The 22,603-nt window shown below is 55.6% G+C and carries 21 protein-coding genes and 2 pseudogenes; 13 read left to right on the plus strand and 10 right to left on the minus strand.

The window, feature by feature from the left end; translation table 11 throughout:
• Positions 1 to 11 precede the first annotated feature (11 nt).
• Both trbI and LQK84_RS19190 read left to right on the plus strand, forming a co-directional pair.
• A complete protein-coding gene (trbI, locus tag LQK84_RS19185) occupies positions 12 to 1,313 on the plus strand; it encodes an IncP-type conjugal transfer protein TrbI (RefSeq protein ID WP_230830344.1) in 1,302 nt (433 codons plus the stop codon).
• 185 nt (positions 1,314 to 1,498) lie between these two features.
• Complete coding sequence (locus LQK84_RS19190) at positions 1,499 to 2,200, plus strand: autoinducer binding domain-containing protein (protein WP_230830345.1); 702 nt, start codon at positions 1,499 to 1,501, stop codon at positions 2,198 to 2,200.
• A 9-nt stretch (positions 2,201 to 2,209) separates the two neighbouring features.
• Here LQK84_RS19190 and LQK84_RS19195 read toward each other — a convergent pair whose 3' ends face one another.
• On the minus strand, positions 2,210 to 2,503 hold the full coding sequence (locus tag LQK84_RS19195; protein ID WP_230830346.1) for a transcriptional repressor TraM: 294 nt from the start codon (positions 2,501 to 2,503) through the stop codon (positions 2,210 to 2,212).
• A gap of 290 nt (positions 2,504 to 2,793) precedes the next feature.
• Between LQK84_RS19195 and LQK84_RS19200 the strand changes: the two genes are divergently transcribed.
• A complete protein-coding gene (locus tag LQK84_RS19200) occupies positions 2,794 to 2,994 on the plus strand; it encodes a helix-turn-helix domain-containing protein (RefSeq protein ID WP_330166426.1) in 201 nt (66 codons plus the stop codon).
• Between the two features lie 83 nt (positions 2,995 to 3,077).
• Positions 3,078 to 3,314 (plus strand): annotated as a pseudogene (locus tag LQK84_RS19205) (integrase core domain-containing protein); the annotation flags it as partial.
• Positions 3,315 to 3,463: 149 nt separating this feature from the next.
• On the opposite strand, the gene LQK84_RS25350 reads toward LQK84_RS19205, so the two are convergent.
• Both LQK84_RS25350 and LQK84_RS19210 read right to left on the minus strand, forming a co-directional pair.
• The gene (locus LQK84_RS25350) at positions 3,464 to 3,688 is read right to left on the minus strand and encodes a helix-turn-helix transcriptional regulator (RefSeq protein ID WP_442966985.1); all 225 of its coding nucleotides are present in this window, start codon (positions 3,686 to 3,688) and stop codon (positions 3,464 to 3,466) included.
• A gap of 17 nt (positions 3,689 to 3,705) precedes the next feature.
• The gene (locus LQK84_RS19210) at positions 3,706 to 4,344 is read right to left on the minus strand and encodes an aspartyl/asparaginyl beta-hydroxylase domain-containing protein (protein WP_230830348.1); all 639 of its coding nucleotides are present in this window, start codon (positions 4,342 to 4,344) and stop codon (positions 3,706 to 3,708) included.
• Positions 4,345 to 5,454: 1,110 nt separating this feature from the next.
• Here LQK84_RS19210 and LQK84_RS19215 point away from each other — a divergent pair.
• The 5 genes and pseudogenes from LQK84_RS19215 to LQK84_RS19235 all read left to right on the plus strand — a co-directional run bounded on the left by LQK84_RS19215 (position 5,455) and on the right by LQK84_RS19235 (position 10,876).
• Positions 5,455 to 6,423: pseudogene (locus LQK84_RS19215) on the plus strand (IS630 family transposase).
• A gap of 367 nt (positions 6,424 to 6,790) precedes the next feature.
• The gene (locus LQK84_RS19220) at positions 6,791 to 7,867 is read left to right on the plus strand and encodes a YcaO-like family protein (RefSeq protein ID WP_230830349.1); all 1,077 of its coding nucleotides are present in this window, start codon (positions 6,791 to 6,793) and stop codon (positions 7,865 to 7,867) included.
• A 10-nt stretch (positions 7,868 to 7,877) separates the two neighbouring features.
• Entirely contained in the window at positions 7,878 to 8,345 is a 468-nt protein-coding gene (locus LQK84_RS19225) for a toxin-activating lysine-acyltransferase (RefSeq protein WP_230830350.1), read from the plus strand.
• 7 nt (positions 8,346 to 8,352) lie between these two features.
• Complete coding sequence (locus LQK84_RS19230) at positions 8,353 to 9,234, plus strand: protein-L-isoaspartate O-methyltransferase family protein (protein ID WP_230830351.1); 882 nt, start codon at positions 8,353 to 8,355, stop codon at positions 9,232 to 9,234.
• Positions 9,227 to 10,876: an ABC transporter ATP-binding protein gene (locus LQK84_RS19235; RefSeq protein WP_230830352.1), complete on the plus strand. Its 1,650-nt coding sequence runs from the start codon at positions 9,227 to 9,229 to the stop codon at positions 10,874 to 10,876. The genes LQK84_RS19230 and LQK84_RS19235 overlap by 8 nt, the downstream gene beginning before the upstream one ends.
• Positions 10,877 to 10,949: 73 nt before the next feature.
• On the opposite strand, the gene LQK84_RS19240 is transcribed toward LQK84_RS19235, so the two are convergent.
• From LQK84_RS19240 to traA, 4 genes are read right to left on the minus strand one after another with little or no spacing between them, the layout of a single operon-like run.
• Positions 10,950 to 11,570 (minus strand): TraH family protein, encoded by a 621-nt coding sequence (locus LQK84_RS19240; RefSeq protein ID WP_230830353.1) that lies wholly within the window; start codon positions 11,568 to 11,570, stop codon positions 10,950 to 10,952.
• A gap of 14 nt (positions 11,571 to 11,584) precedes the next feature.
• Complete coding sequence (locus LQK84_RS19245) at positions 11,585 to 12,751, minus strand: conjugal transfer protein TraB (RefSeq protein WP_230830354.1); 1,167 nt, start codon at positions 12,749 to 12,751, stop codon at positions 11,585 to 11,587.
• Positions 12,741 to 13,298 (minus strand): conjugative transfer signal peptidase TraF, encoded by a 558-nt coding sequence (gene traF, locus LQK84_RS19250; protein ID WP_230830355.1) that lies wholly within the window; start codon positions 13,296 to 13,298, stop codon positions 12,741 to 12,743. The genes LQK84_RS19245 and traF overlap by 11 nt, the downstream gene beginning before the upstream one ends.
• Positions 13,295 to 16,606 carry a Ti-type conjugative transfer relaxase TraA gene (gene traA / locus LQK84_RS19255; RefSeq protein ID WP_230830356.1) on the minus strand — a complete coding sequence of 1,104 codons (3,312 nt, stop codon included), beginning with the start codon at positions 16,604 to 16,606 and terminating at the stop codon, positions 13,295 to 13,297. Before traA ends, traF begins: the two co-directional genes overlap by 4 nt.
• 255 nt (positions 16,607 to 16,861) lie before the next feature.
• On the opposite strand from traA, the gene LQK84_RS19260 reads away from it, so the two are divergent.
• The 4 genes from LQK84_RS19260 to LQK84_RS19275 all read left to right on the plus strand — a co-directional run bounded on the left by LQK84_RS19260 (position 16,862) and on the right by LQK84_RS19275 (position 19,753).
• Positions 16,862 to 17,149, plus strand: a complete 288-nt coding sequence (locus tag LQK84_RS19260; RefSeq protein ID WP_230830357.1) for a TraC family protein — start codon at positions 16,862 to 16,864, stop codon at positions 17,147 to 17,149.
• Between the two features lie 4 nt (positions 17,150 to 17,153).
• Positions 17,154 to 17,369, plus strand: a complete 216-nt coding sequence (gene traD / locus LQK84_RS19265; protein WP_230830358.1) for a type IV conjugative transfer system coupling protein TraD — start codon at positions 17,154 to 17,156, stop codon at positions 17,367 to 17,369.
• Entirely contained in the window at positions 17,356 to 19,278 is a 1,923-nt protein-coding gene (traG, locus tag LQK84_RS19270; RefSeq protein WP_230830359.1) for a Ti-type conjugative transfer system protein TraG, read from the plus strand. Before traD ends, traG begins: the two co-directional genes overlap by 14 nt.
• Positions 19,279 to 19,540: 262 nt before the next feature.
• Positions 19,541 to 19,753 (plus strand): WGR domain-containing protein, encoded by a 213-nt coding sequence (locus LQK84_RS19275; RefSeq protein WP_330166424.1) that lies wholly within the window; start codon positions 19,541 to 19,543, stop codon positions 19,751 to 19,753.
• Between the two features lie 91 nt (positions 19,754 to 19,844).
• On the opposite strand, the gene LQK84_RS19280 is transcribed toward LQK84_RS19275, so the two are convergent.
• The 3 genes from LQK84_RS19280 to istB (LQK84_RS19290) all read right to left on the minus strand — a co-directional run bounded on the left by LQK84_RS19280 (position 19,845) and on the right by istB (LQK84_RS19290) (position 22,597).
• Positions 19,845 to 20,153, minus strand: coding sequence for a hypothetical protein (locus tag LQK84_RS19280; RefSeq protein WP_230830360.1), 309 nt, complete (start codon positions 20,151 to 20,153; stop codon positions 19,845 to 19,847).
• Between the two features lie 457 nt (positions 20,154 to 20,610).
• Positions 20,611 to 21,492: an IS21-like element ISRel3 family helper ATPase IstB gene (gene istB / locus LQK84_RS19285; protein WP_230830361.1), complete on the minus strand. Its 882-nt coding sequence runs from the start codon at positions 21,490 to 21,492 to the stop codon at positions 20,611 to 20,613.
• Positions 21,493 to 21,820: 328 nt separating this feature from the next.
• The gene (istB, locus tag LQK84_RS19290) at positions 21,821 to 22,597 is read right to left on the minus strand and encodes an IS21-like element helper ATPase IstB (protein ID WP_230830282.1); all 777 of its coding nucleotides are present in this window, start codon (positions 22,595 to 22,597) and stop codon (positions 21,821 to 21,823) included.
• Positions 22,598 to 22,603: the final 6 nt, after the last annotated feature.

The raw sequence follows: 22,603 nt of genomic DNA on the forward strand, positions 1-22,603 counted from the left end.
CGGAGGCTGCCATGGTCCAATCTCTTCAACTCGGCACGTCCGACGCTCAAGGATCCGAAAGCGGAATGCGTCGCCTCAATCGGCTGCCCGTTATTGCCGTTATCGTCTTCATCGTGTTGTTCATCGGTGTCGTGGTCATTGGTCTCTCCTGGCGAGGCCTGTCGTTCGGTGGAAAAGGCAATGTCGGGAGTGCATCGAATTCACCCGCGACCTCGTTCGGCGATCAATTGAAGCGTGGCATCAGTGACGGCATCATCGGTGATCCCGGTGAGCGCGAGACGTTTCAGCCGACACCGACGCCGCCCGTCGAGCGTCGGTCGGCACCAGACCAACACACTGTAGAGACGCCGCCGACGGAGCGAAAACCAATGCAGCCTACAGTGGAGTCCGAACAGGAATGGAAAGCGAGGCTGAGGCGGGAACAGGACGAGCAATATTTGCGCGAGCAAAACCGGCAACGCATGGCTCGTCTGCAAGCAAGGGCAACGGCCCTGGATTCACCGTTGAAGGTCGATGTGTCTGCCGTCAGCCGGAACGACAAATCCAATGGCTCAAACGCAACGGACACCGCCCGTGGAACGAAGAGCGCACCAGATCTCTATTCGGCGGCTCTCAAGGCGGGTCTGCAGGGTCAAAATGCGGACCCAAACGGACAAGTCTCCAAGGAAGATTTCTTCAATCAGGATATCAAGGACCTTGGCTATCTGCCAAATCAGGTCGTGCCGTCGCTTTCCCGATTCGAACTGAAACGTGGCTCCGTCATTCCAGCCACGCTGATTACCGGGTTGAACTCCGATCTTCCCGGCCGGCTCACAGCGCAGGTGAGCCAGAATGTCTATGACAGCGCGACCGGCTATCGCCTCTTGATCCCGCAGGGCGCCAAGCTGTTCGGTCGTTACGATTCAAAAATCTCGTTCGGTCAAGAGCGCGCGCTGGTCGTCTGGACAGACCTTATCTTCCCCAATGGTTCGACGCTTCAGATCGGTGGCATGGCAGGAACGGACGCCGAAGGTTATGGTGGGTTCGAGGACGAGGTCGATCGCCATCTCTGGCGCACATTTGGCTCGGCTGCATTGATCGCCTTGATCGGCACCGGGATCGATATGTCGATGCCGCAGAGCTCGACGCTCGCCACCCAAAGTACGGCCTCCGATGCCGCTCGCCGGAATTTTGGCGAGACCTTTGGACGCGCTGCGGAGCAGACCATCTCCAAGAACCTGAATGTGCAGCCGACGATCCAGATCCGGCCAGGCTACACGTTCAACGTCCTTGTCGATCAGGACATGGTATTTCCGGCCAGCTATCGCGAGTGACGTCAAGAACGCAAACCCCGGCCACAACTCCGGAGATTGACAAATCTCAAATTATGCCCTTTAGAGTTGCCGTCGTCGTTTCGCTCTCCCACCCCGTGGAGACGACCTAACATCGCGATTTGTTTTCCTTTTTTACAATGCAATTCAATTGCATTGATTTCCTCACGCATAGAGGGGCCTTTGAATTGGATCTGTGGCTTGAACATCTGACGGAACAGGTTTCGTTGGCGGCAGACGAGAAGTCGGCGACAACCGTTTTCCAGAACCTAGCATACGAAGCCGGGTTTCAACTGTTCGCTTATATAAGCGTCCAAGCCAATACGCATAAGATCCTGTCGAATTATCCAGAGGCTTGGCAGCAAAGATATGTCGATGAACTTTACGTCTCGGTCGATCCGATCATGTTGGGCGCGCGGCATAAACCGGATCCGTTCGCGTGGGCGAATCCCACGCCCGGCCGATTGACGCGGCGCCAACAGAAATTCTTCGCCGAAGCCGCGGAGTTTGGCATCCGGTCCGGCATATCCATCCCAATCAGGTCTGGTTTCGGTCAGATGGCAATGCTGACATTGGCTTCGAGCGAGCACGACTATGCGCAAAGCAGATCAATGACGCCGACATACGCTGCCGCGGCATTTGGGCAAGTCCATGCTAGGCTTGATATCCTCAAATTGAAGCCCCGTTTGCATGTTCCAGTCGAACTGACGCCAGGCCAACTCACATGCTTACGCTGGAACGCAGAAGGCAAGACTGCGGACGACATTGCCGACATCGAGAAAACCTCTCCGCACAATGTCCGCTTTCATCTGAAGGGTGCCAAACGTGCGCTCGGTGCCGCGACCCTGACGCAAGCCGCACGGATTGCGACGAAACTCGGTCTGATCTGATCTCGACCCTCAATGAGCCTTCTCGATCGGGGTCGCAGGGATGTAGCCCAATATATCAAGCAGCGTCGAGACGACCGTCTGTTGAGCGTGGACGGCGATCATCGATGAGAGATAGGCTTCCTGAGCCTCGGCAATAGCGAGTTCGTCAGGCTTGGTCTTGAACCGGTCATAAGCCAGTTCTGCCTCGCCGACGAGACATCGATGTTTGTTCATCGCATCGATCGTGAGGCGCTCGATCATGTCTTTTGGCTTTCCTTCCAGCAAGCCAACCAGCGGTCGTAGAAAAATCTTTTCGTAATCCACCTTCTGCGAGGCTCCTCTCGTGTCCTGTCGCCGAAGGCACAGTCCGCAATTCCTGATCGACCAACGCACATCATGGCCATTGCCAGACAACACGTATCACAAAAGCGGCGCGCACGAACACACCGCCTGCATGCGGGCATACTCTCTCCCACGCTTCAAAAACGGCAGCGCTTCCTAGTTTTGTAGAGAATACTCCGTGGCGAAATACTCTACAACCCGCTGCATTCGCCAGCATGGAGCTTCGCAAGGTTTTGGGCAATAATTTGAAGTCGTTGAGACAGGCCCGGCGCATGTCTCAGGAGACGCTTGCCCATGAGGCCGGCATCGACCGCACCTATATCAGTTCGATTGAAAGGGGCGTTTATGCGACGAGCATTGACGTCCTGGATCGTTTGGCCAAAGCGCTGGGCGTCGAGGCAAGTGAACTGCTTCGCGGAAATCGAGACCAGATAAGGGACAGTCAGGCGCCAAAAAGCTCCGATCAAAATTGACGTGCGCTTCCCGCGATAGTAGAACTGCGGATCGGTCACTGGTGCAAAGCCCGAATGGGAGTCAACGATTTTCAGGATGCGCAATCACGTTCGACTTCTCACGGGCAGGCAAACCCACCGATAACGCCAACATTGCGTCTTCCAACGGCAAGTTCCACGCCGATTGTTTGAGCCAGCACTGATTCCTGACCCTTTAGGAAGCGCGCCGAAAAATGGAGGATTGCCCTAGAAACTGCAACGAGGTTCGACCTCATAGTGCCATCGGCAACAGGCCGCAGATTTCGCTCATGAACGGCGCAGGCGCATCCGGTCCGCCATGAGCAAATATCCGGGGAATTACCCAGCCGGGCGGTCGAGATTAAGGAAGCACCTCAGTCATTGCACTATCACTAGTCTTTGCGCTAGGACTTCCGACACTCGCACCAAACCCGCAAGATACTCTCACCGCGGCCAACACTCATACTGATACTTAGTCGATATGCGTGACAACTATAGTACCGGAAATAATGGCTTTGGCGACCATATGTTGGATGTTTATACATCCGAGATTCCGCATTATCTTTCTGATATCATTCCGAACTGTTGTCTGAGATAAATTTATCATCCCGGAAATTTCCTTCACACTCAATCCGGAGGCCATATACTGAAGAAGAAGTTCTTGGCGCTCCGTCAGATTTGTATTATTCGTCTTCATGTCGTATCCACCTCGTCTCACGATTCATATACGGCTGCATCGATTTTTATATTTTCAGGTGAATAGTTTATTTTGAATTCTATATAAAGTATCGTCCTATCAGCATCAGAGGCATTTAACGCAAAGTGGTAGTTAGATCCATCAAACACAAATGCTTCACCTGGAACATGTTGCCTAAATTCACCTTCTACATTCAGGTATGAAAAATTTCTTGAACTAGCTGCATCCAGTGTTAGGTGCATCTGAAGCAGCCCTAGATCTCGCAGTTCGGGGTGATTATGCGTTGGCAACAACGAATTGGGCTTAAGCTTCAAGAATGCAGCCACATTAATACCGTCGATTTTCGACAATAGGGCGATAGTATTTTCAACTTGCCTATCTAAGAATTCAATGGGCTTGTCTTTGTATATGAGACCATACTGTAGCCAATCATTATTGGCTCCATCCCTGCCCCACCCATCTAACCACCCATACGAGCCGCCGTTTTGAACGTGTAGCGCAACTTCGCCATAAACCTCCTCGTGGCGCTTCCCAACTCTATGTATGGGCGTTCGAGGTGCGGCTAGCGCTAGAGCTTCATCGCGTATAACGGTCCACTTATCTCTTAACGACGCAAGCTGTGGAAAAAGGTTCAAGTCGTAGAAGCAGTTCGTCATCAATCAAAAACCTCCGGGTTTTGTTGTCGGCCCGAATGAGTGTCGACAGCACGAAACGTATCGCTCCCCGCAAAAAACGAGCGGATCAAAATGTCGCTAACGGCTTGGGAGCGTGACGAGTCCAATCGTACAGCCGGTCTCCAATAGATCGCCGCCATCACAAGTTTCAAAACATTTGAGGGAGCAGTCATGACAGTCATAAGCGCTGCAGCGCCAACGTCACTGCTGGTTCGCAAGACAGTTTGTGGTGCTGGGGGGCAACTGCGGGTACCTACGTGCGTGGCAACAAAAAATCCCAATAAACATGCCCGCGGAATGGGCCGAGGAGCTAGCCCTGGATGACGCCAGTTCACACAACTCGTGGACATTGAGCCAGTAGCGGCGAAAGTACGGGATCTCGACACGACAGGCTCTGTGGAAAGGCCCCCGGCCGCCTTGTCTTGCTCAGCAGCTTCAGCATCTGAGTTTCTGACACAACTGTCAGGATTGAGAGAGGCGGCAAGGCTCCGTATCGACGCTGGAGCAAATAACTCTCTCCGGCTCGAAGAATTACGAACCTTCAGTTGCCAAGGAAACCGCGCCAGCCTACCTCGCGAGATAAACCCAAGATTGAATTGCGGTCGCATGCACGAACTCCGTCACAATTTATGTTGGACAGGTATGCACCTTTACAATCTGTGATTTCGTAAAATTTGTCAAACTAAAATGAATGCTGTCACAATTATTTCACGACCACCTCGGGCGGATTAAATATATATATAATATAATATAGATATATTATATTATCTTCCGCGATTGTCGCATCGATGATGTCCATACATTTAGCTTTGACGTGGTCAAGATATTTTGTGATATCTGCCCATAGAAGGAAAATTTCAGCTAGTATACCACTTTAACGTTTACTAATCTATATTCTAATATATCGAATGACTGGGGGGCCATAATTACTTACTAGAGGTTTTCCGGCGTCCGGGAAAAATCAAATTGGGTGCGGCATAGCATCTATGCGGAGCTAGAGCGGGATCTTATACGGCGTCTCGCTGAATTCGACTCTTTTGGCTTCCCAAAACGCGATGAACCTGAATCTCTGGTGCGAAACGGAGGTGTTGGATGCGAACAGGGATTTCTTTGCGGGAAGATTTTGATGGAGAAGGCCTGCGGCGTCTGGCGCGGCAGACGAAGGACGCCGCCTAGGTTCGGCGTCTGTTGGCGCTCGCGTCGATCTATGATGGCGGCTCGCGATCCGATGCCGCCCGTTTGGGCAATGTCACGCTCCAGATCGTTTGTGATTGAGTCATGCGTTTCAGCGAGCGCGGTCCCGAAGGACCTAATCAATGGTAAGGCTCCGGGCTAGCAGTCTCGGTTGAACGATCAGCAGCGCATGGCCTTCGCGCAGGCCATGGAGCGTGGACCAACACCCTATCTCGACGGCGTCGTTCGCTGGCGTCTATGCGACCTGGCCCAAACATCATGCGCAAGACCGGCAAACCATTGAGGATTTTAAAGAAGTTTCCCCGCCGCTGTGGCAGAATTTACCACCGGAGCGGCCCGAGGAAAACGCATAGAGATTTGGTTCAGGGATAAGGCCCGTGTCGGGCAGAAGAACAAGAGCACGCGCCGTTGGGCCAAACTTGGAACACGGCCTTCAGCGCAGCACGATCAACGCACGAGGTCGGCCTACATCTTCGGCGCCATCTGCCCGAAGCTCGGCAAAGCGGCTGCACTCGTCATGCCTTGGTGCGACACCTATGCGATGACCCAGCATCTGGCCGAAATCTCCCGCCATGTTGACCAGGACGCGAACACCATCCTGATCATGGATCAGGCGGGCTGTGACACATGTCCAACCATCTCATCGTGCCCAAAAACATCACCATCCTACCGTTGCCGCCGAAGTCCCCAGAGCTGAACCCAGTTGAAACCCTCTGGCGCTTCATGCGCGAGAACTGGCTCTCAAACCGCGTCTTCAAATCCCATGACGACATCGTCGATCATTTCTTCCATGCTTGGCGGAAACTCGAAGGCCAGCCTTGGCGCATCATGTCCATCGGCAAAAAAGAATGGGCGGATGGGTTCTGATTAGTGAGGGCCCGTATCAACCCGGTGGAACTTGGAAAAAGCTAGATTGGCCTAACTCGGTTTCCGAAAAACCGGCAGCAGGCCAATGTACATGAAGTCATGAGTGCGAATATCGCAGTTGCAAGGCGCGAGGAATTCGCGTTCTAATTTCCCCCGTAGACTGAACCGAAGAGGAGAAACTCATGTCTATAAAGCAATATAAACTGACACGTGGTTCGGGCGGCGGCGGCGGCGGCGGAGACCCATCGCCAAACCCCCCAGGGCCGGTGGGACCCGGCCCTAATGGCCCCGACTCTGGTGGTTGAGTACTAGAGTATCTCGGTCGGCGCGGTGCTCCGAGCCGACCGAATTTTGCAAAGGGTCGACGATGATATCGGTCACAAAAGTTTCGCCACCCCGCCCGTTGCAACAGTATCATTTCTTTCAGGTCCGCGACGACCAACGAGATATCTCAGGTTACGGCTTTGATTTGAACGAAGAGGTCGCCCAGGCGAAGGCTGTTAGCGAGTTTTGTGAGAAGCTCATTTCAAGAAGAGCGAGATCTTCTCTGCTGCAGATTGCCAGTCGAACTGGGGCAATAGAGGGTGAGGTTTCCTATCACACCGAACTTGGCTTGTTCTCGTCGCTAAAAGTGAGGACTTTAACTGGCCTTGTCAGCGGAACACCATATCGCTTGCCAGTATTCGGGGAATTGAAGGAGCGACGAGAATGGGTGCAAATTGTGCCCACGTCTACAAGCGGGTACGCTGCCCATCCTGACAGGAATGTTGCGTTGCAAAATGGCCTGCTGGAAATTCTGGAACGTGATGCGTTTTTTCTCACGTGGTATGGCAACATCGCGTCTAAAGTTATTGGGCATGAGAAACTTCCTAGCACTATATCCCAAGTTGTGGATGAGCTGCCCACCCAGCTTAGACTCTATGAACTGCCGGTTCGCTGTCGGGATATATACGCAGTTGCTGCAATCATGGTGAGAAAAGACAAGAACGGATACATGATCGGCTTGGGCGCCTCGAAAGACTGCAGTGCCGCCATTGAGAAGGCAGCCTCAGAAGTGTTCTTTTTCTATTCCTGGTATCACACATTCGCCCAATCATACTTTCACAATAGTTATAATCTTCATTTCTATAATGGATATTTCTCAAATCTCGATTTTTTTTGGAACAGGGGCTGCTATTCATTCATGCAAATGGAGACAGGAAATGTCTGGCCCGATCAGTTTACCAACAAAAATAGTCGACCCCAGGAAATGGAGGTTTTCTCCGAAGATCTCGGCGAACACGAAATAATGGGGCGGACTGTTTCGGTCATCGGCGTGCACGTTTCCGGATTAATTCCACAGCACACTATAGCTCCTTACGCCCTCAACATTGGACCGGCGATATCCGAATTTCCTGACTATCAACAGACTTGGCCCTTTTTTGGCGTCCATCCTTTCACTTGAGATTGCGATCATGAGGGCAGAGCCTTTTGCAGATCTTACAGTTATATCTGAGCTTTCTGTTGAAGAGAGCTTTTGGCACATGTGTAATATCTGCATTACAACTCGCTCCTATCTGAACTGGACTCTCGCAGACCTAGAGCGTTTCTTTCTTCCTCCGATTGAACATGGCTATGTTCGCTTCTTCGGCCCTTCCTCCGAAAAATCGGACATTAGCGCGTTTTGTACTTGGGCGTGGCTAACGCCAAACGCGTCTCAGCTTCTGCGGGAGCAACACCTTGATCCCACTCCAGAAGACTGGAGCGGTGGCACCGAACTGTGGATTACCGATTTGGTTGCTAAAGACACGAATTTGCGCTCTGTTGCGAATTACCTAAAGTTTGAAGCGTTGCGCGGCAGCCCATCCCCATTCGCCTTTGCCTTGAGGCGAGACGCGGCAGGTAAAGTCCGCAAGATCGCTCGGTGGCAATGCATACAGTGAGGATCAAATGACATTTTCAAGAGCCGACTTGGCGATTGCAAGATTAGCGTACGCCAAGCAGATATTGGCGGCAGCCGGAATAACTAACGAGGCATTAGAGTTTGCGTTTGCGACAGTCCCGCGTGAGGATTTCGTAGGAAAGGCGCCATGGTACATCGCCCGAGGGGAAGGCTACCATAAGCTACCTTCGTCAGATCCAGTTGTGCTCTATCAAGATTGCCTGATAGCTTTGCAGCAAAATAGGCTTGTCAACAACGGAAGCCCAACCTTACATGCGCGCGGAATTCACAATTTGGCGATCTCGGCGGGCCACTCAATAGCTCATATTGGCGCGGGCACGGGGTACTATTCTGCATTGCAGTCTGTTTTGGTCGGAGCCACCGGGAGGGTTCTTGCTGTTGAACAAAATGCGTCGCTCAAAGAGCAATGCGTGGAAAACTTGCATGGATACGCCAATGTGTCGGTGATCCAAGGTAACGGAAGCGCCTGGCCACAAGAGCAGGTAGACCGGGTATATGTAAACTTCGCAACGGCCCGTCCTGCGCAGCCGTGGATCGAAAATCTCGCGATAGGCGGGAGACTGCTGTTTCCTTTGTGCGCCCCGCAAGACGCGGCTGTCATGGGCTCACCCGTAGTTGCCCGTGGAATCTTCCTTCTAATCGAGCGTAAGAAGCTGGGGTACACGGCGACTGTATTGGGATCTGCATTTTTTGTCTGGGACGAATGCGACGCTGGAGAAACACCGGAATACCTAGAAAATCTGAAGAGAAGTCTCAATAGCAACCAAGCCCATCGGATTAAGAGCCTTCGAGTGGGCCCCGATGATATGGGAAATGAATGGTTATCTTCGGAAACGTGGGGCCTCTCATATGAGGAAGTGAATGACTGAAACTAGGTTGAGTCGCCTATTTATAGGGGAAATAATTCTCCTATTCTCAAGATCAAATCCACGGCCCATCGTTCACTTCACAATTTCTTCATTTTTAGCAATATCTGCAGGCGCGTTTGCTCCGTTAACACTTGGGCACGCGATCGATGTCAAAGATATATACTGGTTTCTTGCATACGCCGTACTATTTTCTGCCTCGGCTTCACTAGGTATATCCTCCATATATCTTGGAGAAAAGCTGAATAGCGAAATAATATATTTTGTCTCCATGGAATTATTTAAGAGAATACTCCAGAAGGAAGAACGGCTATTTCGGGAAAAAAACGCTTCCGAAATGCAATCCGCTATAATTCAAGGACAGAACGGCGCCAGGATGGTGGTATCTATCGTATTGTATTCGGCGCTTCCAGCTTTATTACACTTAGTATTATCTGGAACCATACTTTTTTCTAAGGTTGGGATATATGTATTCTTGATAACTATTTGCTACGGAATATTGTATTTTTTTGGAATATTCTTTTCCAATCACCGTACGCGAACATTTCTACATTTAGCTACTTCCTCAATACAAAATGCAGCTGGCCAATTAGGTGTATCAATCTCTGGGATAACATCGATCCGCTATTTTGGTGCTGAAAGATGGGCTATATCTAAATATTCTTCTTCTGTTGAGAAAATGAAGAGGAATTGGAACCTCTGGGCAGCGTTTCATGCAAAGTTTTCGGTAGTGTTTTTTTTGTTATCGCTTATCCAATTTGTTATCAATTATATGTTATTAATCCCAGAGTTGCGTGCCGGAAACATTACAATCGGTGATATTGTTCTTTTTAACGCATTGATATTGCAAATGAACGGTCCCTTAGAGACCTTGGGCAATGTATTTGGTCAATTTACGCAAGCAGAGGCGGCCATCATGCCGGCAGCGAAATTATGGTATAGTCCCGCAAAGAACGATAATATTTATGATACAAAAGATTATCCATTGGTGTTCGCGGCAAATTCTTTATCCGCAGAGAGGCTCTCGTATGGCGTCAACGGCGCGAGAGCGCCTTTGCAGACCGATGTTTCCTTTAATTGCAATAGAGGTACGCTTTCCTTTATTGTGGGCGAGAGTGGATCGGGAAAATCTACGTTGCTTCGTGTTATAGCACGCTCCCTAGCTCCGATTTCAGGAGAAGTCTTACTTGACCGTACTCCGATCTACCAATTTAGTGAGGAACACTGGCGAAGCATCATCGCGATCGTTCCTCAGGATCCATTTTTGATGGCGGGTACAATCAGAGATAACGTTTGCATGGGAAGGGAAGCCAGCAATGAGGAGCTGGACGAGGCCCTTCGTGCCTCCTCGCTTTCAGAGACTATCAGTAGTTTTGCTCTCGGATTGGAGACGGAGGTCGGGCAAATGGGAAGCAATCTGTCGGGTGGTGAGCGACAGCGCATAGCCTTGGCTCGTGCATTGCTGAAAAAACCTCAAATACTCCTCTTGGATGAGGCTAGCGCGGCTTTAGATGAAGCGACGGAGAAGGCAATAATGACCGCTATTCGGAATATTCTTCCGAATACTATTGTAATAGCGATAACTCATAGGACGCAAATTATAGAAACTGGAGACAACGTAATTCATCTGAAAAAAATATTGTAATTCCGAAACTGGATATGTAGGGCGAGAGCGGAGATTATGTTCGGCGGATATATAGGTTTTTGATAAGAGGGACTTATGGTACCCCAATACGCGAAAGATCGACACGGATACCGGTTTGGCCTGCATTGTCGCGTTCCTGCAGCTTTCCTGCTGCTGATGCAGCGGAGTTACCTGATTTAGCATCATCCACCTGATCTTCCGGCTCACGCTTTTTGCCCGGAATAAACGTCGGCCCGCCTGGATCAGCGGCCTGGAAAACTCTCTCCCCATCGAACACCTCGGTGCGCCATGCGTAGATCGCGTCGTCCATCATCTGCGGTAGCACCTCTCTATTTGTCGGGCGACCATACCATTTGGTGACGATGCGAGCGACCTTGGCAAAGAGCGCAGTACCCATGCGAAGATTGGTGCACGCGTCGAAGATGTCGGGCGTCAGCTGTGATCTCTCCGATATACCGACGCCCGCAGGATATTGCGTAATTCCGACCCTCACGCTTGCCTTGCCGGCATAGCCTCGGATTGCCTCCAGAGCCGTTGCGGGATCTGTGGGCCTTGGAATGAGAACCAGACGTCCACCGATCTTGACTGAAACAGCCAGTGGATCATCCGACCCGGCCGAGGCAACGAATTGCTCGACGATCGCCGGGGTTAGGGATGGGTCTGCGCATTTCTCAATAAGGGCCAAATCGATCATGGTTGGCTTTCTGGTCAGCGGTTGAAGGAAATCACGAGCGGCTTGTCGAAGAGCCTTGCCCAGGCAACCGCACTTGCGTTTTGAATGCCGACGGTCGACGTGCCCGCGGTCCACCATCCGTTTCCGACTACGACAATCAGCGCAGGGTCTTTGGCCATGGACTGAAGGATCGGCCAGACGACCAGTTGCTCGTAGCAAATCAGAGGCGCAACCCGTGTACCTCCGATATCAAGGACGGGGTTGTCGAAGAAATGCGCGCGGGCGCCGCCACTCTCTCCAAACCAGGCACGCCATGGCTGCCACATGGATCCGGGCACCGGCATCCTCTCCCGGTAGATGATATTCCCGCCGTCTTTGGTGATAGCCACGAGCACGTTATCATAGCCGGCATCGACCACAGCGGATGCGCCGGCGACAACCAGCCCGTTCGAACCCTTCAGCGCTCTTTGCCAGACTCGCGCGACCGTCGGCGTCCAGAAGCCGATGGCACTTTCAGGCAAAACAACGACCCAATTGCCTGTCCTGAGCTCGGTGAGGGCCGCCCCTGCAAGTGCCGCCTGCCGCTCAAGAGACGTGTCCCGGCCGAGGCTTGCGCCATATTCGAGGTCGACATTCTTCCATCCGACCGGTAGATCAGGATGCGTCCAGCTTGCGGCGGACCAAGCCCACAGACCCGATAGGGTGAGTATTGCAACCGGCCGAAGCCAGGTCGTCAAGGCGGCGAGGCCGGTTGCAAGGGCGGCCAGCCCAAACCAACCCCACCCCGGAAACAACACGCCTGCTGCCGTCAGTGGATGCGCCCAGCCGAGGATCCCAAACGGCGGAACCGCCATCAGCATGCATGCCACCAGATATCGGAGCGGTCGTTGCAGGCCATGTTTCGCGGTCCAGAGCACGGTGTGAACGATGACGAAACCCAGTGAGGCAACGATCCAGAGAATAAGGCCAGGCAAGAGGTCCGAACCATAGAAGGTGGCTACGCCCTGCGGCAACCCGCGCGAGGCCGCCAGGAAATAGGCGGCTGACACGAGCGCGGCGGAGGTGCGGGAGGGTGCCATCGACCAGAGGATGGGAAAGACGAGGCACAACGGAAGTGCGAGCACAAAGCCGCTCCAGCCCAACCATCCGACGCCGATGGCTGCAACAGTGAGCAAAATTGGGCGAGGGCAGTCAGGGTGCAAAGGTCAAGACCTCCTGTGCCAGTCCCAAGATCCCGGCAGCAGGGATCGGGCCAAAATAGCGGGAATCGAAGGACCCGACGAAATCCGAGTGCAGAAACACAAAGCCGTTCGGAACCACGCCACCAGCATGGGGCGTCAGCGGTCGCCATTTTCCGTCCCTTGAAGCCAACGCCGAATATGGCAGCGCGACATGGTCGACGGTGACGGATTGCCCGATCTCAACCTGCTGGCCCGCACTCGCGACGATCGTCTTGATCAGCGGGGCAAAGCCGCCGGAGCACAGACCGGATCGGAGATAACCGCGCAGTGCGGCCTCATCCATGTCCGGCCTTTCCGGCGGGCAGATGAAGACGACGTCCCCGATGGCTGGAGGTCGGCCTAGCGACCGGATGCGCCAGATCCCGATCGGTTCGCTCGGTGTCACGTTGACCCGATACCCGGCAAGGCCCGCCACAGCGAGAGAGACGGGTGCCAAAAGGGCAACACACACAAATCTGAACCTGCGATTTCGGGAAGTTGGACGGGGGCTGTGCGTGAGCAACTTCATTTGAGCGAGAGCCCTTCTGTTTTTGTTTGCCGAAGGGCCTCGGATTGCCTTGCCGCGTTGACACTGCGCTCGTGTGCGGCGAGCTGCTGACTGGTCCGCATCATGCTCCAGGCAGTCTGAACCTCTGCCTTTTGGCCAGTGGTCATGCCGGCTGTGACAGAACGAAACGTCTCGCCGTCCGGATCCTTTGCCGCCAAAGGAAGAAGTGTCCGTTCACCAAAACGCTCAGAGACCGCCCGGGCGAAACCTTCCAGCTCTGCCTTGATCATTTTATCGGCAAGGGCGAACTCTAATCCTGCCGGAAGATCGTTCCGGTCGATGGCGTCGCGAACGCGTTCGAGCACGGATTTCGCACTCGCCGACAGTGCCGGAATGTCGATCGATACCTGCCTGCGCGTTGAAAGCTCGTCTGTGAGCATCCGCGCCTCCAGCGTCTCGCGCTGCCGCAGATAGTCTGACAGGCTGGCTGCAAGCGCTGGCACATTGGCGATCGCACGTTCCCGGTCTCGTCTGTCGGAGGCCGCGATGAACATGCCGGTCTTTCCCTTCAGCGCGCCGAAGCTCTCAGGCTTGTCGGCAATGGCTTGCAGCCTCACCGCGACGCTCGATTTGTCGGCAAGCATCTGGTCGACATTGACCGCTTTGAACGCGGCTTGCGGGTCCGCATAAACAAGTCGAAACCGTGTCGAGACGTCCTCCCATTGCTTCTTCAGGCCCAAGTCTCCGGCGAGCCTGTCTTCGACGGCCTGATCAACGGTCTTGGCGAAGGTTGTGATACCAGCGACCATAGGCTTTGCCTCCTTGGTGGAATGGGATTCGGGGCTTGAGCCGAGACCGATCCCGGCCCCGATTGCGGCAAGTCGCCCTGCCAGATCGGCCAGTCTCTGGCCCTGTCTTACCGCCCATTCGAGCCGATCGCGGGCAATGGTTCTGGCGACATTGACAAGATGCAGCCCGCGCGCCTCGGCGAAACGAAGCGCCTGGCGGTAGAGTGTGCCGCCTGCGTAATCGAGCGTCGTCTCCTTTGCGTTCGAGCGCGACAGCATCTCGATCAGACCGCCGGCTTTGGCGAAGGATCGGCGGCCGTAGTAGACGGCGAGATCCTCGCGATGACGCGTCATGGCCACATAGGTCAGATGGCGGTCGAGCGAGAGGGACGCGAGCACCTTGACGCGATCGACGGTAGCGCCCTGCGCTTTATGCACCGTGGTCGCATAGCCGTGATCGACATTGTTGTAGAAGCGCTGTTCCAAGCTTAACCGCCGCCGATGCCCGGCTTCGCCGACCTCCGCGACGATCCGACCGGGCGAGGCTTCCAGGACCTTCGCCAGCATGCCGTTCTTGACGCCGATTGATCCTTCATTCTTCAGGAAGACGATCTGATCACCGGCCGCAAATCTCCTCGCACCGTCGGCCGTCCGGAAGAGATGCCCATCGTCAAGAAGGCCGCGTTCGGCCAGCTTTTCGCGAGCGAGATTGTTGAGCATGCGAACATCTCGCCGCAGATGCGCGAGGATCAACGACGTCTTCTTGGGATCGTAATCCCGGTTCCAGTCGGCGATCAGGTTGGCGACGGCGTCCGCCTTCAGCTCCGAGGGCATGATGCGACCGCAAGCGCCATAGGCTTCTATCGCCTTGCCAATCTTTCCACGGGCCAGATCAAGCGATGCGTCTCGCATCCATTGTTCGCGCTGCCGGTAAATCGTCTCCAGTTCCGAATAGCCGATACGATCGGCAATCGCGCGAAACGCCGCCCCCGCCTCGATCGGTTGTAGCTGCTCAGGATCGCCGATCAGGACGAGCTTGGCGCCTGCTTTCGTTACCTCCTCGACAAACAATGCCATCTGCCGGGACGACACCATGCCGGCTTCATCCAGAACGAAGACCGTCCTGTGATCGAGTTGGTCTCGCCCCTGGTTCCAGCGCAGCTCCCATGACGAAAGCGTGCGGGAGACGATCCCGGCTTCTTTCTCCAGCCCGTCAGCCGCCTTGCCGGCAAGCGCGCCACCGACGACGCGATAGCCGGCCGCTTCCCAGGCTTCGCGGGCCGCTTTCATCATCGTCGTCTTGCCGGCACCGGCGCGGCCAATCACGGCGGCAATCCGCTCAGGTCCGGCAACATGTCCGATCGCAATCTTCTGTTCGTCGGACAGGCGCTCATGCCGTGCAAAGATACTCGCAAGCACTGGGCGTTTAACGTCATGCGATAGACGTTGCGACAGCCAGATCGCCCGATTGGCCATTTCGGCTTCGATCCTGATCAGCTCGCGCGTCGTGTATTTCGCCGGCTGCCGGATACCGGTGGTAAAATCAATCCGCTCACGATCGAGCCGCAGCGTCTGCGGGCTCTGCAGGATCCTGGCCATCAGGTTCTGAAAGAGGGCGGGATCGTCGATATAGCGGTGGAGCACCTTGGCGATATCGCGTTCATCGAACACGCTCTTCTCGCGCGTGATGAGATCGAGGACGATTTCCGGATTGTGCTGGATACGCCGGGCGTTTTCCGCGCGCCGCGCCTCCTGCAGTTCCGACCTCTCGAGAGAGACCGCCTCCTTCTCCGTGCCGCGCCCGCTCGTCGCTTTCCGCTCGATTGCTTTGGTCCCGACTCCAAGATGGATGGTGGGCGTCAGATCGATCCCCTGCTTTTCGAAGGATCTGCCATCGACACGGATATCCAGCCCGGCCCGCGCGAGATGATGGTTCTGGCAGGCGAACCAGCCATCGCGAAACGCGTTGAAATCGTCCGCGTCGCCGGCCCAAAGCTGATAGACGATCTTGCCGGTATCGTTGCGAACGGGATTGCCGTTCGGATCCAGCACCGCCACCTTCTTGGGACCGAAGCCGTCCTCTGAAAGCGGGCGCAACGTGGTCATCAGATGGATGTGTGGATTGCCGGGAGCGTCATGGAAGACCCAGTCGGCGACCATGCCCTTGGCCGTGATGTGCATCGCCACGAAATCACGGACAAGCTCGATATTCTGTTCAGGGGAAAGCTCGATCGGCAAGGCAATGGTCACGTCCTTCGCAAGCTGCGCATCTGCACGTCTTTCGAAGGCCTCGACCTTGTTCCAGAAGGCTTCGGACGCCCCCGAGACCGATTGGTCGGCCATCATCGACCGCAGCCATTCCGGCGCGTCTTCGGGAATGACGAACTCTTCGTGGAGGAGACCTTGCTTACGGGTGTAGTCGATGGTTCGCGCCTCGCGCTCGAACTCCATTTTGGCGCAATGCCGGTAGGCCGCAGACAGCACGGCGCTGGCACCTGAGCCGCGGGCGACAATGCTGACTGAGAAATGTGGGACGGCCACGGTGAGGGCACTCCATCTTCCGGTCGAATGCAACGCGTTCGATGGAAGCGGCTGGCCCCGCCAGGGCCTTAAGCCAGGGCGTCGCGTCAGCGACGTATAATTGCGCCCTTGGATGCCGTCCTTCGAACGGCCGGGATGATGGTCAGAAGCGTTGGCAGAGCCAACTACCACTTCTGATAGTCGCTTCGCGCCCGAACTTCTGGAAATTTGTGAACCGCATACACAGCCAAAGACACCCGGAAGGATCAATCGGAAATGAAGAAGTCGTCAGGTCAGCTGCGCAAGGATATCGCCAAGCTCCAGGAGCAGCTTCGTCAGGCGGAGACACGCGAGGCGGAACGGATTGGCCGGCTCGCCCTGAAAGCTGGCCTCGGCGAGATCGAGATCGACGAAGGCGAGCTGCAGGCGGCCTTCGAAACGGTCGCCAGGCGGTTTCGCGATGGCCAGCGGAGCCAGAAGCCGGGAGCGACGACAAGCGACGCCAAAGGCACAATCGCGACGGCCGGTTCTGGTCCGGCTTCGGGCCAGGCTTTTGAGGCTTGAGCGGATGGCGCGTACGATCTCCTCCGACGCGCGGAAGAAAGACACGCGCGAGAAAATCGAGCTCGGCGGCCTCGTCGTCAAAGCGGGGCTCCGTTTCGAGAAGAGGGCGCTTCTGCTGGGCGCGCTCATCGAACTCCAGCAGCGTCTGGCAAACGATGCGAATGAGCGCGACAGACTGATCGCCATCGGGTCCGAGGCTTTCGGCAATGACCGCGAATAGGGTCCTGATCACCATCGCGCCCGTCATCCTGATGGTCGCCGCCGTCTTTCTCTCTTCCGGACACGAGCAGGTCGTGGCTTCGTTCGGTCGCTCGGAAGCTGGGCGATTGATGCTCGGTCGCATCGCCATAGCGCTGCCATTCGTGGCGGCGGCCGGGATCGGCCTGGTTTATCTCTTCGCCAGCGCCGGCACAGCGAACATCAAGGCGGCAGGTCTCGGTGTCGCGGCCGGCGGCCTGGCGGCGATCATCATCGCCGGCCTGCGGGAAGGCGCGCGGTTGATGGCACTCGCCGAGGCAGTACCATCCGGCCAATCCGTGTTTTCGTTTGTCGACCCTTCGATACTCATCGGGGCGAGTGCTGCAGCGTTTGGCGCGGTCTTCGCGGCACGCGTCATGGTTCTGGGCAATGCGGCATTTGCCAGGCCTGAGCCGAAGCGCATTCGCGGCAAGCGCGCGCTTCACGGCGAGGCCGACTGGATGGACATGAAAGAGGCCGAAAAACTCTTTCCATCATCCGCTGGCATCGTGATCGGTGAACGCTATCGCGTCGATCGCGACAGCATCGGCGACCGCCCCTTTTATGCGGATGACAAGACGAGCTGGGGCGGGGGAGGGCAATCAGCGCTTCTCTGCTTCGACGGATCCTTCGGTTCCTCGCATGGCATCGTGTTTGCCGGATCGGGGGGCTTCAAGACGACGTCGGTGACGATCCCGACCGCATTGAAATGGGGCGGTGGACTGATTGTCCTCGATCCGTCGAACGAGGTCGCACCAATGGTCGCCAAGCACCGGGAGGAAGCCGGCCGTCGACTACGCACCCTCGACCCGCGTCAGCCCGAAATGGGCTTCAACGCACTCGACTGGATCGGCAAGTTCGGTGGTACGAAGGAAGAGGATATCGCCTCGGTGGCCTCCTGGATCATGAGCGACACCGGACGAGCGAGCGGCGTTCGTGACGACTTTTTCCGCGCGTCCGGCCTGCAGCTTCTCACCGCGATGATTGCAGATGTGTGTCTGTCCGGCCATACCGACCCCAAGGATCAGACACTGCGACAGGTGCGCGCCAATCTCTCGGAGCCCGAGCCGAAACTTCGCCAGAGACTGCAGGACATCTACGACAATTCGAGCTCGGATTTCGTGAAGGAAAACGTGGCCGCCTTTGTCAACATGACGCCGGAAACGTTCAGCGGCGTCTATGCCAATGCGATCAAGGAAACGCATTGGCTTTCCTACAAGAGCTACGCGGCGCTTGTGTCCGGTTCGACGTTTTCGACAGAGGACATCGCATCTGGCACAACGGATGTTTTCCTCAACATCGATCTCAAAACACTTGAGACCCATGCGGGTCTGGCGCGCGTCATCATCGGTTCATTCCTGAACGCGATTTATAATCGCGACGGGAAGGCCGACAATCGCGTGCTGTTCCTGCTCGATGAGGCGGCGCGTCTTGGCTATATGCGCATCGTGGAGACCGCTCGCGACGCCGGCCGCAAATACGGCATCACGCTGACGATGATCTACCAGTCGATCGGACAATTGCGCGAAACCTATGGCGGGCGCGACGCGTCGAGCAAATGGTTCGAGAGCGCGAGCTGGATATCATTCGCAGCGATCAATGATCCGGAGACGGCCGACTATATCTCTCGCCGCTGCGGCACGACCACCGTTGAGATCGACCAGGTGAGCCGGAGCTTCCATTCGCGGGGATCGTCTCGGACCAGATCGAAGCAGCTCGCGGCTCGTCCCTTGATCCAGCCGCACGAGGTTTTGCGCATGCGGACCGATGAGCAGATCGTGTTCACTGCAGGAAATCCACCGCTGCGCTGCGGGCGAGCGATATGGTTCAGACGGGAGGATATGAAGTCTTGCGTCAAGAACAGCCGCTTCGGCCCGAAGCCCAATCCGTAACTGAGCCGCGGGATGCTCTTGCGGGAGGATCGTCACCCGGATGGACGCAGGCCCGCGTGCGGGCTTCGTTCGCAACAGGCGGATAGAGCCGTCCGCCTCAGGCGGACCGCCCGGATCGTTCTTAGACTTCACGGAAATGAATCGATGGGCAAGGACCGATTCAAAACTGTCGTTGGACGATCACGGGCAAAATCGCGATTCTGTCTTCATGATCTCGCAACCCTACCAGCTCTACATAGAACGAACGGACAGGACAAAAAACATGTCCCGCTTCTATGCCATGTCGATCGAGCCGAACCTGTTTGGAGAAACCTGTCTGACACGGCGCTGGGGTCGCATCGGTGCAAAGGGTCAGACCATGGTCCAGAGTTTCGAGCGGGAGCAGGATGCCGTGGTGCTCTTTCTCGACCTCACCCGCCGGAAGCGAAACCGCGGATACCGGACGTGCTATCCCGGCAAACCTTGTCCTTGGTGAAAGATGGGATTCCATCCAGTCTATCTGCGACAGATTATGCGGTCGCTGATCTCCTCGAAGCAGCTCGCCCCGATAGCGTTCGCCAGGATGGTTATTGCGACCCTGTTCTATTCGGGGCCGCATAGTGCGGTTTGAAAACCTCCCTTTGGGTCCTGAAAGCGGTGTTGCCTTCAGCTTCCTGCCGCTTTGACCACTCCATCCGTAAAATCCTGCTGATCGTTGCCTTGGAGAACCCTGCAGGTGGGTCGGAAGGATCATAGCCAAGAGCCTTGAGAACAAGACCGGCTTTATGATCTTGATTGTTGAGGTCTTTGAATATACCGCGCTCAATAAAGTCTTCGATCACGGGCCGAATGACGTCCTCGAAAGAAAGTCGCCCGGTGGATTTTCTGCTCTTCATTGTTTTATTTCCTTAGCGCGCAACGGCGATGTCTGGGCATGGTCTATAATCTGTTCTCGCGCTACTCGCCACCTGCCCCGACACTGCAAAATCCTCACGGCGAAACGGCACGGAGCGACAATGGGGAAGCTCAGATCGCTCAGTTTGGCCGAGAGGTAGTTGCGGCCGGTCTGGTCTGAGACCTTGCGCCGTCAGCGGGACCAGATAAGCTTTTGGTTGCCTTTGTCGCCTTGGACGAGGAAGGCATGGAGCGGCGGCAGGAAGGCCGATTTGTTTCCTCCATGTGATGGGTGATAAAATAGCTTTTATCGCCCGCATTGGCGCGTTATTGTGGGCTATAAAAAGAGAGTTATGGCCCATGACATGGAACTGGGAACTGAAGGGATGGCCGGATTTCGGATGGGATTGTCAATGCCGCGTGAATTTTCCCCAGAAGTGCCGAAGTAAAATTCCCCAGTTATGCCGACGTGGATGACAGGGATAATTGAGGATTTTTCGGCGGCCGTCCGCGGGGCTTTTGAGGGGGAGCGAATGCCGGAGGCGCGATAAGGGCTTTGGAGCGAACATGTTCCGGCATGAGTTCGGCATGCTGCCGCAACCGATAGCTGGATCCTTCGATCTGCACGACGACGGCATGATGGAGCAATCTGTCGAGCAGTGCCGTGGCGACGACAGGATCGCCGAAGACATCGCCCCATTCTGCGAAGCCGCGGTTTGACGTCAGGATCATTGCGCCGCGTTCATAGCGGGCGTTGACGAGCTGGAAGAACAGATTGCCGCCGCCGTGGACGACCGGCAGATAGCCGATCTCATCAACGATGAGCAGGCTAGGCCTACAGAAGAAGCGAATGCGCTCCTGCAGCCTGCCTTCCCGTTCTGACCTGGCAAGCGAAGCGATGAGGTCCGCGAGCGTGGTAAAGTAGACGCTCTTTCCGGCCTTCACGGCTTCGACGCCGAGCGCTGTCGCGAGATGGCTCTTTCCCGTCCCCGGCGGACCGAGGAAATGAACGGCTTCGTGACGGTCAACGAACCCGAGCTGAGCTAAGGTCAGAATGCGATCCCGGTCGAGTGAGGGCTGGAATGTGAAATCGAAGCCGGCGAGCGTCTTGATGGTGGCAAGCCTGCCCATGCGCAGAGCCGTCTTGATGCGGCTGTTCTCGCGCAGAGTGAGTTCCTCAGACAGGAGGATATCAATGGCCTCAAGGGCGGACAGTTCGCCGTGCTCGAGGCGGCGCACGACATGGTCAAGCGCTTCCAGTGCGCGTGGCATCTTCAGGCCGACGAGATCATGACGGATACGGTCGATCATCGACGGAATAGGATCAAGGGTCGCGCTCATGGCCTGTTCTCCTGTGCCAGTGCCTTACCGATAGCATCATAGAAGGCGAGCGATCGTTGCAGCACGGTGTCGCCGGCAGGTTTGACGACATGGGGCTCCTGTCGTGACCCCGACCGATATTGCGACTGGATGGGCCGGCGATGATCCGGATGAACCCGGCGCTGCTTACGGCCCTCCAACACGGGATGAGCTGCGATCAGCGTGCCATTCTCGAAGATCCGGTGCGCGCTTCGCAGTTTCTGGACATTGATTTCAGTAAATCCCGGACATCAGTTTCACTAAAGTCCGGACAGTTTGCCGAGGTTGGTCCTTGGCAGCCTGGTTACCATCAGGGCTGATTGATTTCGCCGTTTTCATCAGCCGTCAAGGGGATCGCGCCTTTTTGCTTTCGCATGCTCTCGCCACGGAGAGTGATGCGATGAGCGTTGTGGACGATACGGTCGAGGATGGCATCGGCGACCGTGCTATCGGCGATGAGATCGTGCCAGTTTGCGACCGGGACTTGGGCTGTGATCAGGGTGGACTTCCTCTGATAGCGTTCTTCGACGATTTCGAAGAGGTGGAAGCGCTGCTGATCGGAAAGCGCATGTGTTCCAAAGTCGTCAAGGATGAGGAGCTGGACGCGTGCGAGTTTGTCGATGAGACGAGGAAAGGAGCCATCGAGACGGGCAAGTGCCAGATCTTCGAACATGCGCGGCGCGCGGACATAGAGCACGGAGTGCCCGAGCCTGGCGGCCTGTCTGCCGAAGGCGCAGGCTAACCATGATTTCCCGGTTCCGGTGTGGCCTGTGATGATCAGACTCTCATGGGCGGTGAGCCATTGACCTTGGGCCAGCGCCATGGTGTTGCGCCGATCGAGACCTCGGGCGGCAGAGAAGTCGATATCTTCGATGCAGGCCTGGGCGAAGCGGAGCTTGGCTGAAGCGAGCCGGTTGCGGATGCGTTTGTCGGCGCGCAAGGTCATTTCGCGGTCAAGCATCAAGCCCAGCCACTCATCACGGTTGAGTTCATTGGTGCCGGACTGTTCGGCCAATTCGCGCCAGGCTGTTGCCATGCCCGTGAGCCCGAGGGACTGCATCTGGTCGAGGGTGGGGTTTGTCAGCATTCTTTC

Source organism: Rhizobium sp. C4, assembly GCF_021026315.1.
Taxonomy (GTDB): Bacteria; Pseudomonadota; Alphaproteobacteria; order Rhizobiales; family Rhizobiaceae; genus Ensifer_A.

What these genes read in the sequence shown, in the direction of transcription:
- trbI (WP_230830344.1), top strand. Translation starts at nt 12, where the DNA reads ATGGTCCAATCTCTTCAACTCGGCACGTCCGACGCTCAAGGATCCGAA.
- LQK84_RS19235 (WP_230830352.1), top strand. Translation starts at nt 9,227, where the DNA reads ATGACTGAAACTAGGTTGAGTCGCCTATTTATAGGGGAAATAATTCTC.
- istB (WP_230830282.1), bottom strand. Translation starts at nt 22,597, where the DNA reads ATGCTGACAAACCCCACCCTCGACCAGATGCAGTCCCTCGGGCTCACG.
- LQK84_RS19275 (WP_330166424.1), top strand. Translation starts at nt 19,541, where the DNA reads ATGTCCCGCTTCTATGCCATGTCGATCGAGCCGAACCTGTTTGGAGAA.
- LQK84_RS19240 (WP_230830353.1), bottom strand. Translation starts at nt 11,570, where the DNA reads ATGATCGATTTGGCCCTTATTGAGAAATGCGCAGACCCATCCCTAACC.
- traF (WP_230830355.1), bottom strand. Translation starts at nt 13,298, where the DNA reads ATGAAGTTGCTCACGCACAGCCCCCGTCCAACTTCCCGAAATCGCAGG.
- LQK84_RS19200 (WP_330166426.1), top strand. Translation starts at nt 2,794, where the DNA reads ATGTCTCAGGAGACGCTTGCCCATGAGGCCGGCATCGACCGCACCTAT.
- LQK84_RS25350 (WP_442966985.1), bottom strand. Translation starts at nt 3,688, where the DNA reads ATGAAGACGAATAATACAAATCTGACGGAGCGCCAAGAACTTCTTCTT.
- traG (WP_230830359.1), top strand. Translation starts at nt 17,356, where the DNA reads ATGACCGCGAATAGGGTCCTGATCACCATCGCGCCCGTCATCCTGATG.
- LQK84_RS19260 (WP_230830357.1), top strand. Translation starts at nt 16,862, where the DNA reads ATGAAGAAGTCGTCAGGTCAGCTGCGCAAGGATATCGCCAAGCTCCAG.
- istB (WP_230830361.1), bottom strand. Translation starts at nt 21,492, where the DNA reads ATGAGCGCGACCCTTGATCCTATTCCGTCGATGATCGACCGTATCCGT.
- LQK84_RS19220 (WP_230830349.1), top strand. Translation starts at nt 6,791, where the DNA reads ATGATATCGGTCACAAAAGTTTCGCCACCCCGCCCGTTGCAACAGTAT.
- LQK84_RS19225 (WP_230830350.1), top strand. Translation starts at nt 7,878, where the DNA reads ATGAGGGCAGAGCCTTTTGCAGATCTTACAGTTATATCTGAGCTTTCT.
- LQK84_RS19280 (WP_230830360.1), bottom strand. Translation starts at nt 20,153, where the DNA reads ATGAAGAGCAGAAAATCCACCGGGCGACTTTCTTTCGAGGACGTCATT.
- LQK84_RS19210 (WP_230830348.1), bottom strand. Translation starts at nt 4,344, where the DNA reads ATGACGAACTGCTTCTACGACTTGAACCTTTTTCCACAGCTTGCGTCG.
- LQK84_RS19230 (WP_230830351.1), top strand. Translation starts at nt 8,353, where the DNA reads ATGACATTTTCAAGAGCCGACTTGGCGATTGCAAGATTAGCGTACGCC.
- traD (WP_230830358.1), top strand. Translation starts at nt 17,154, where the DNA reads ATGGCGCGTACGATCTCCTCCGACGCGCGGAAGAAAGACACGCGCGAG.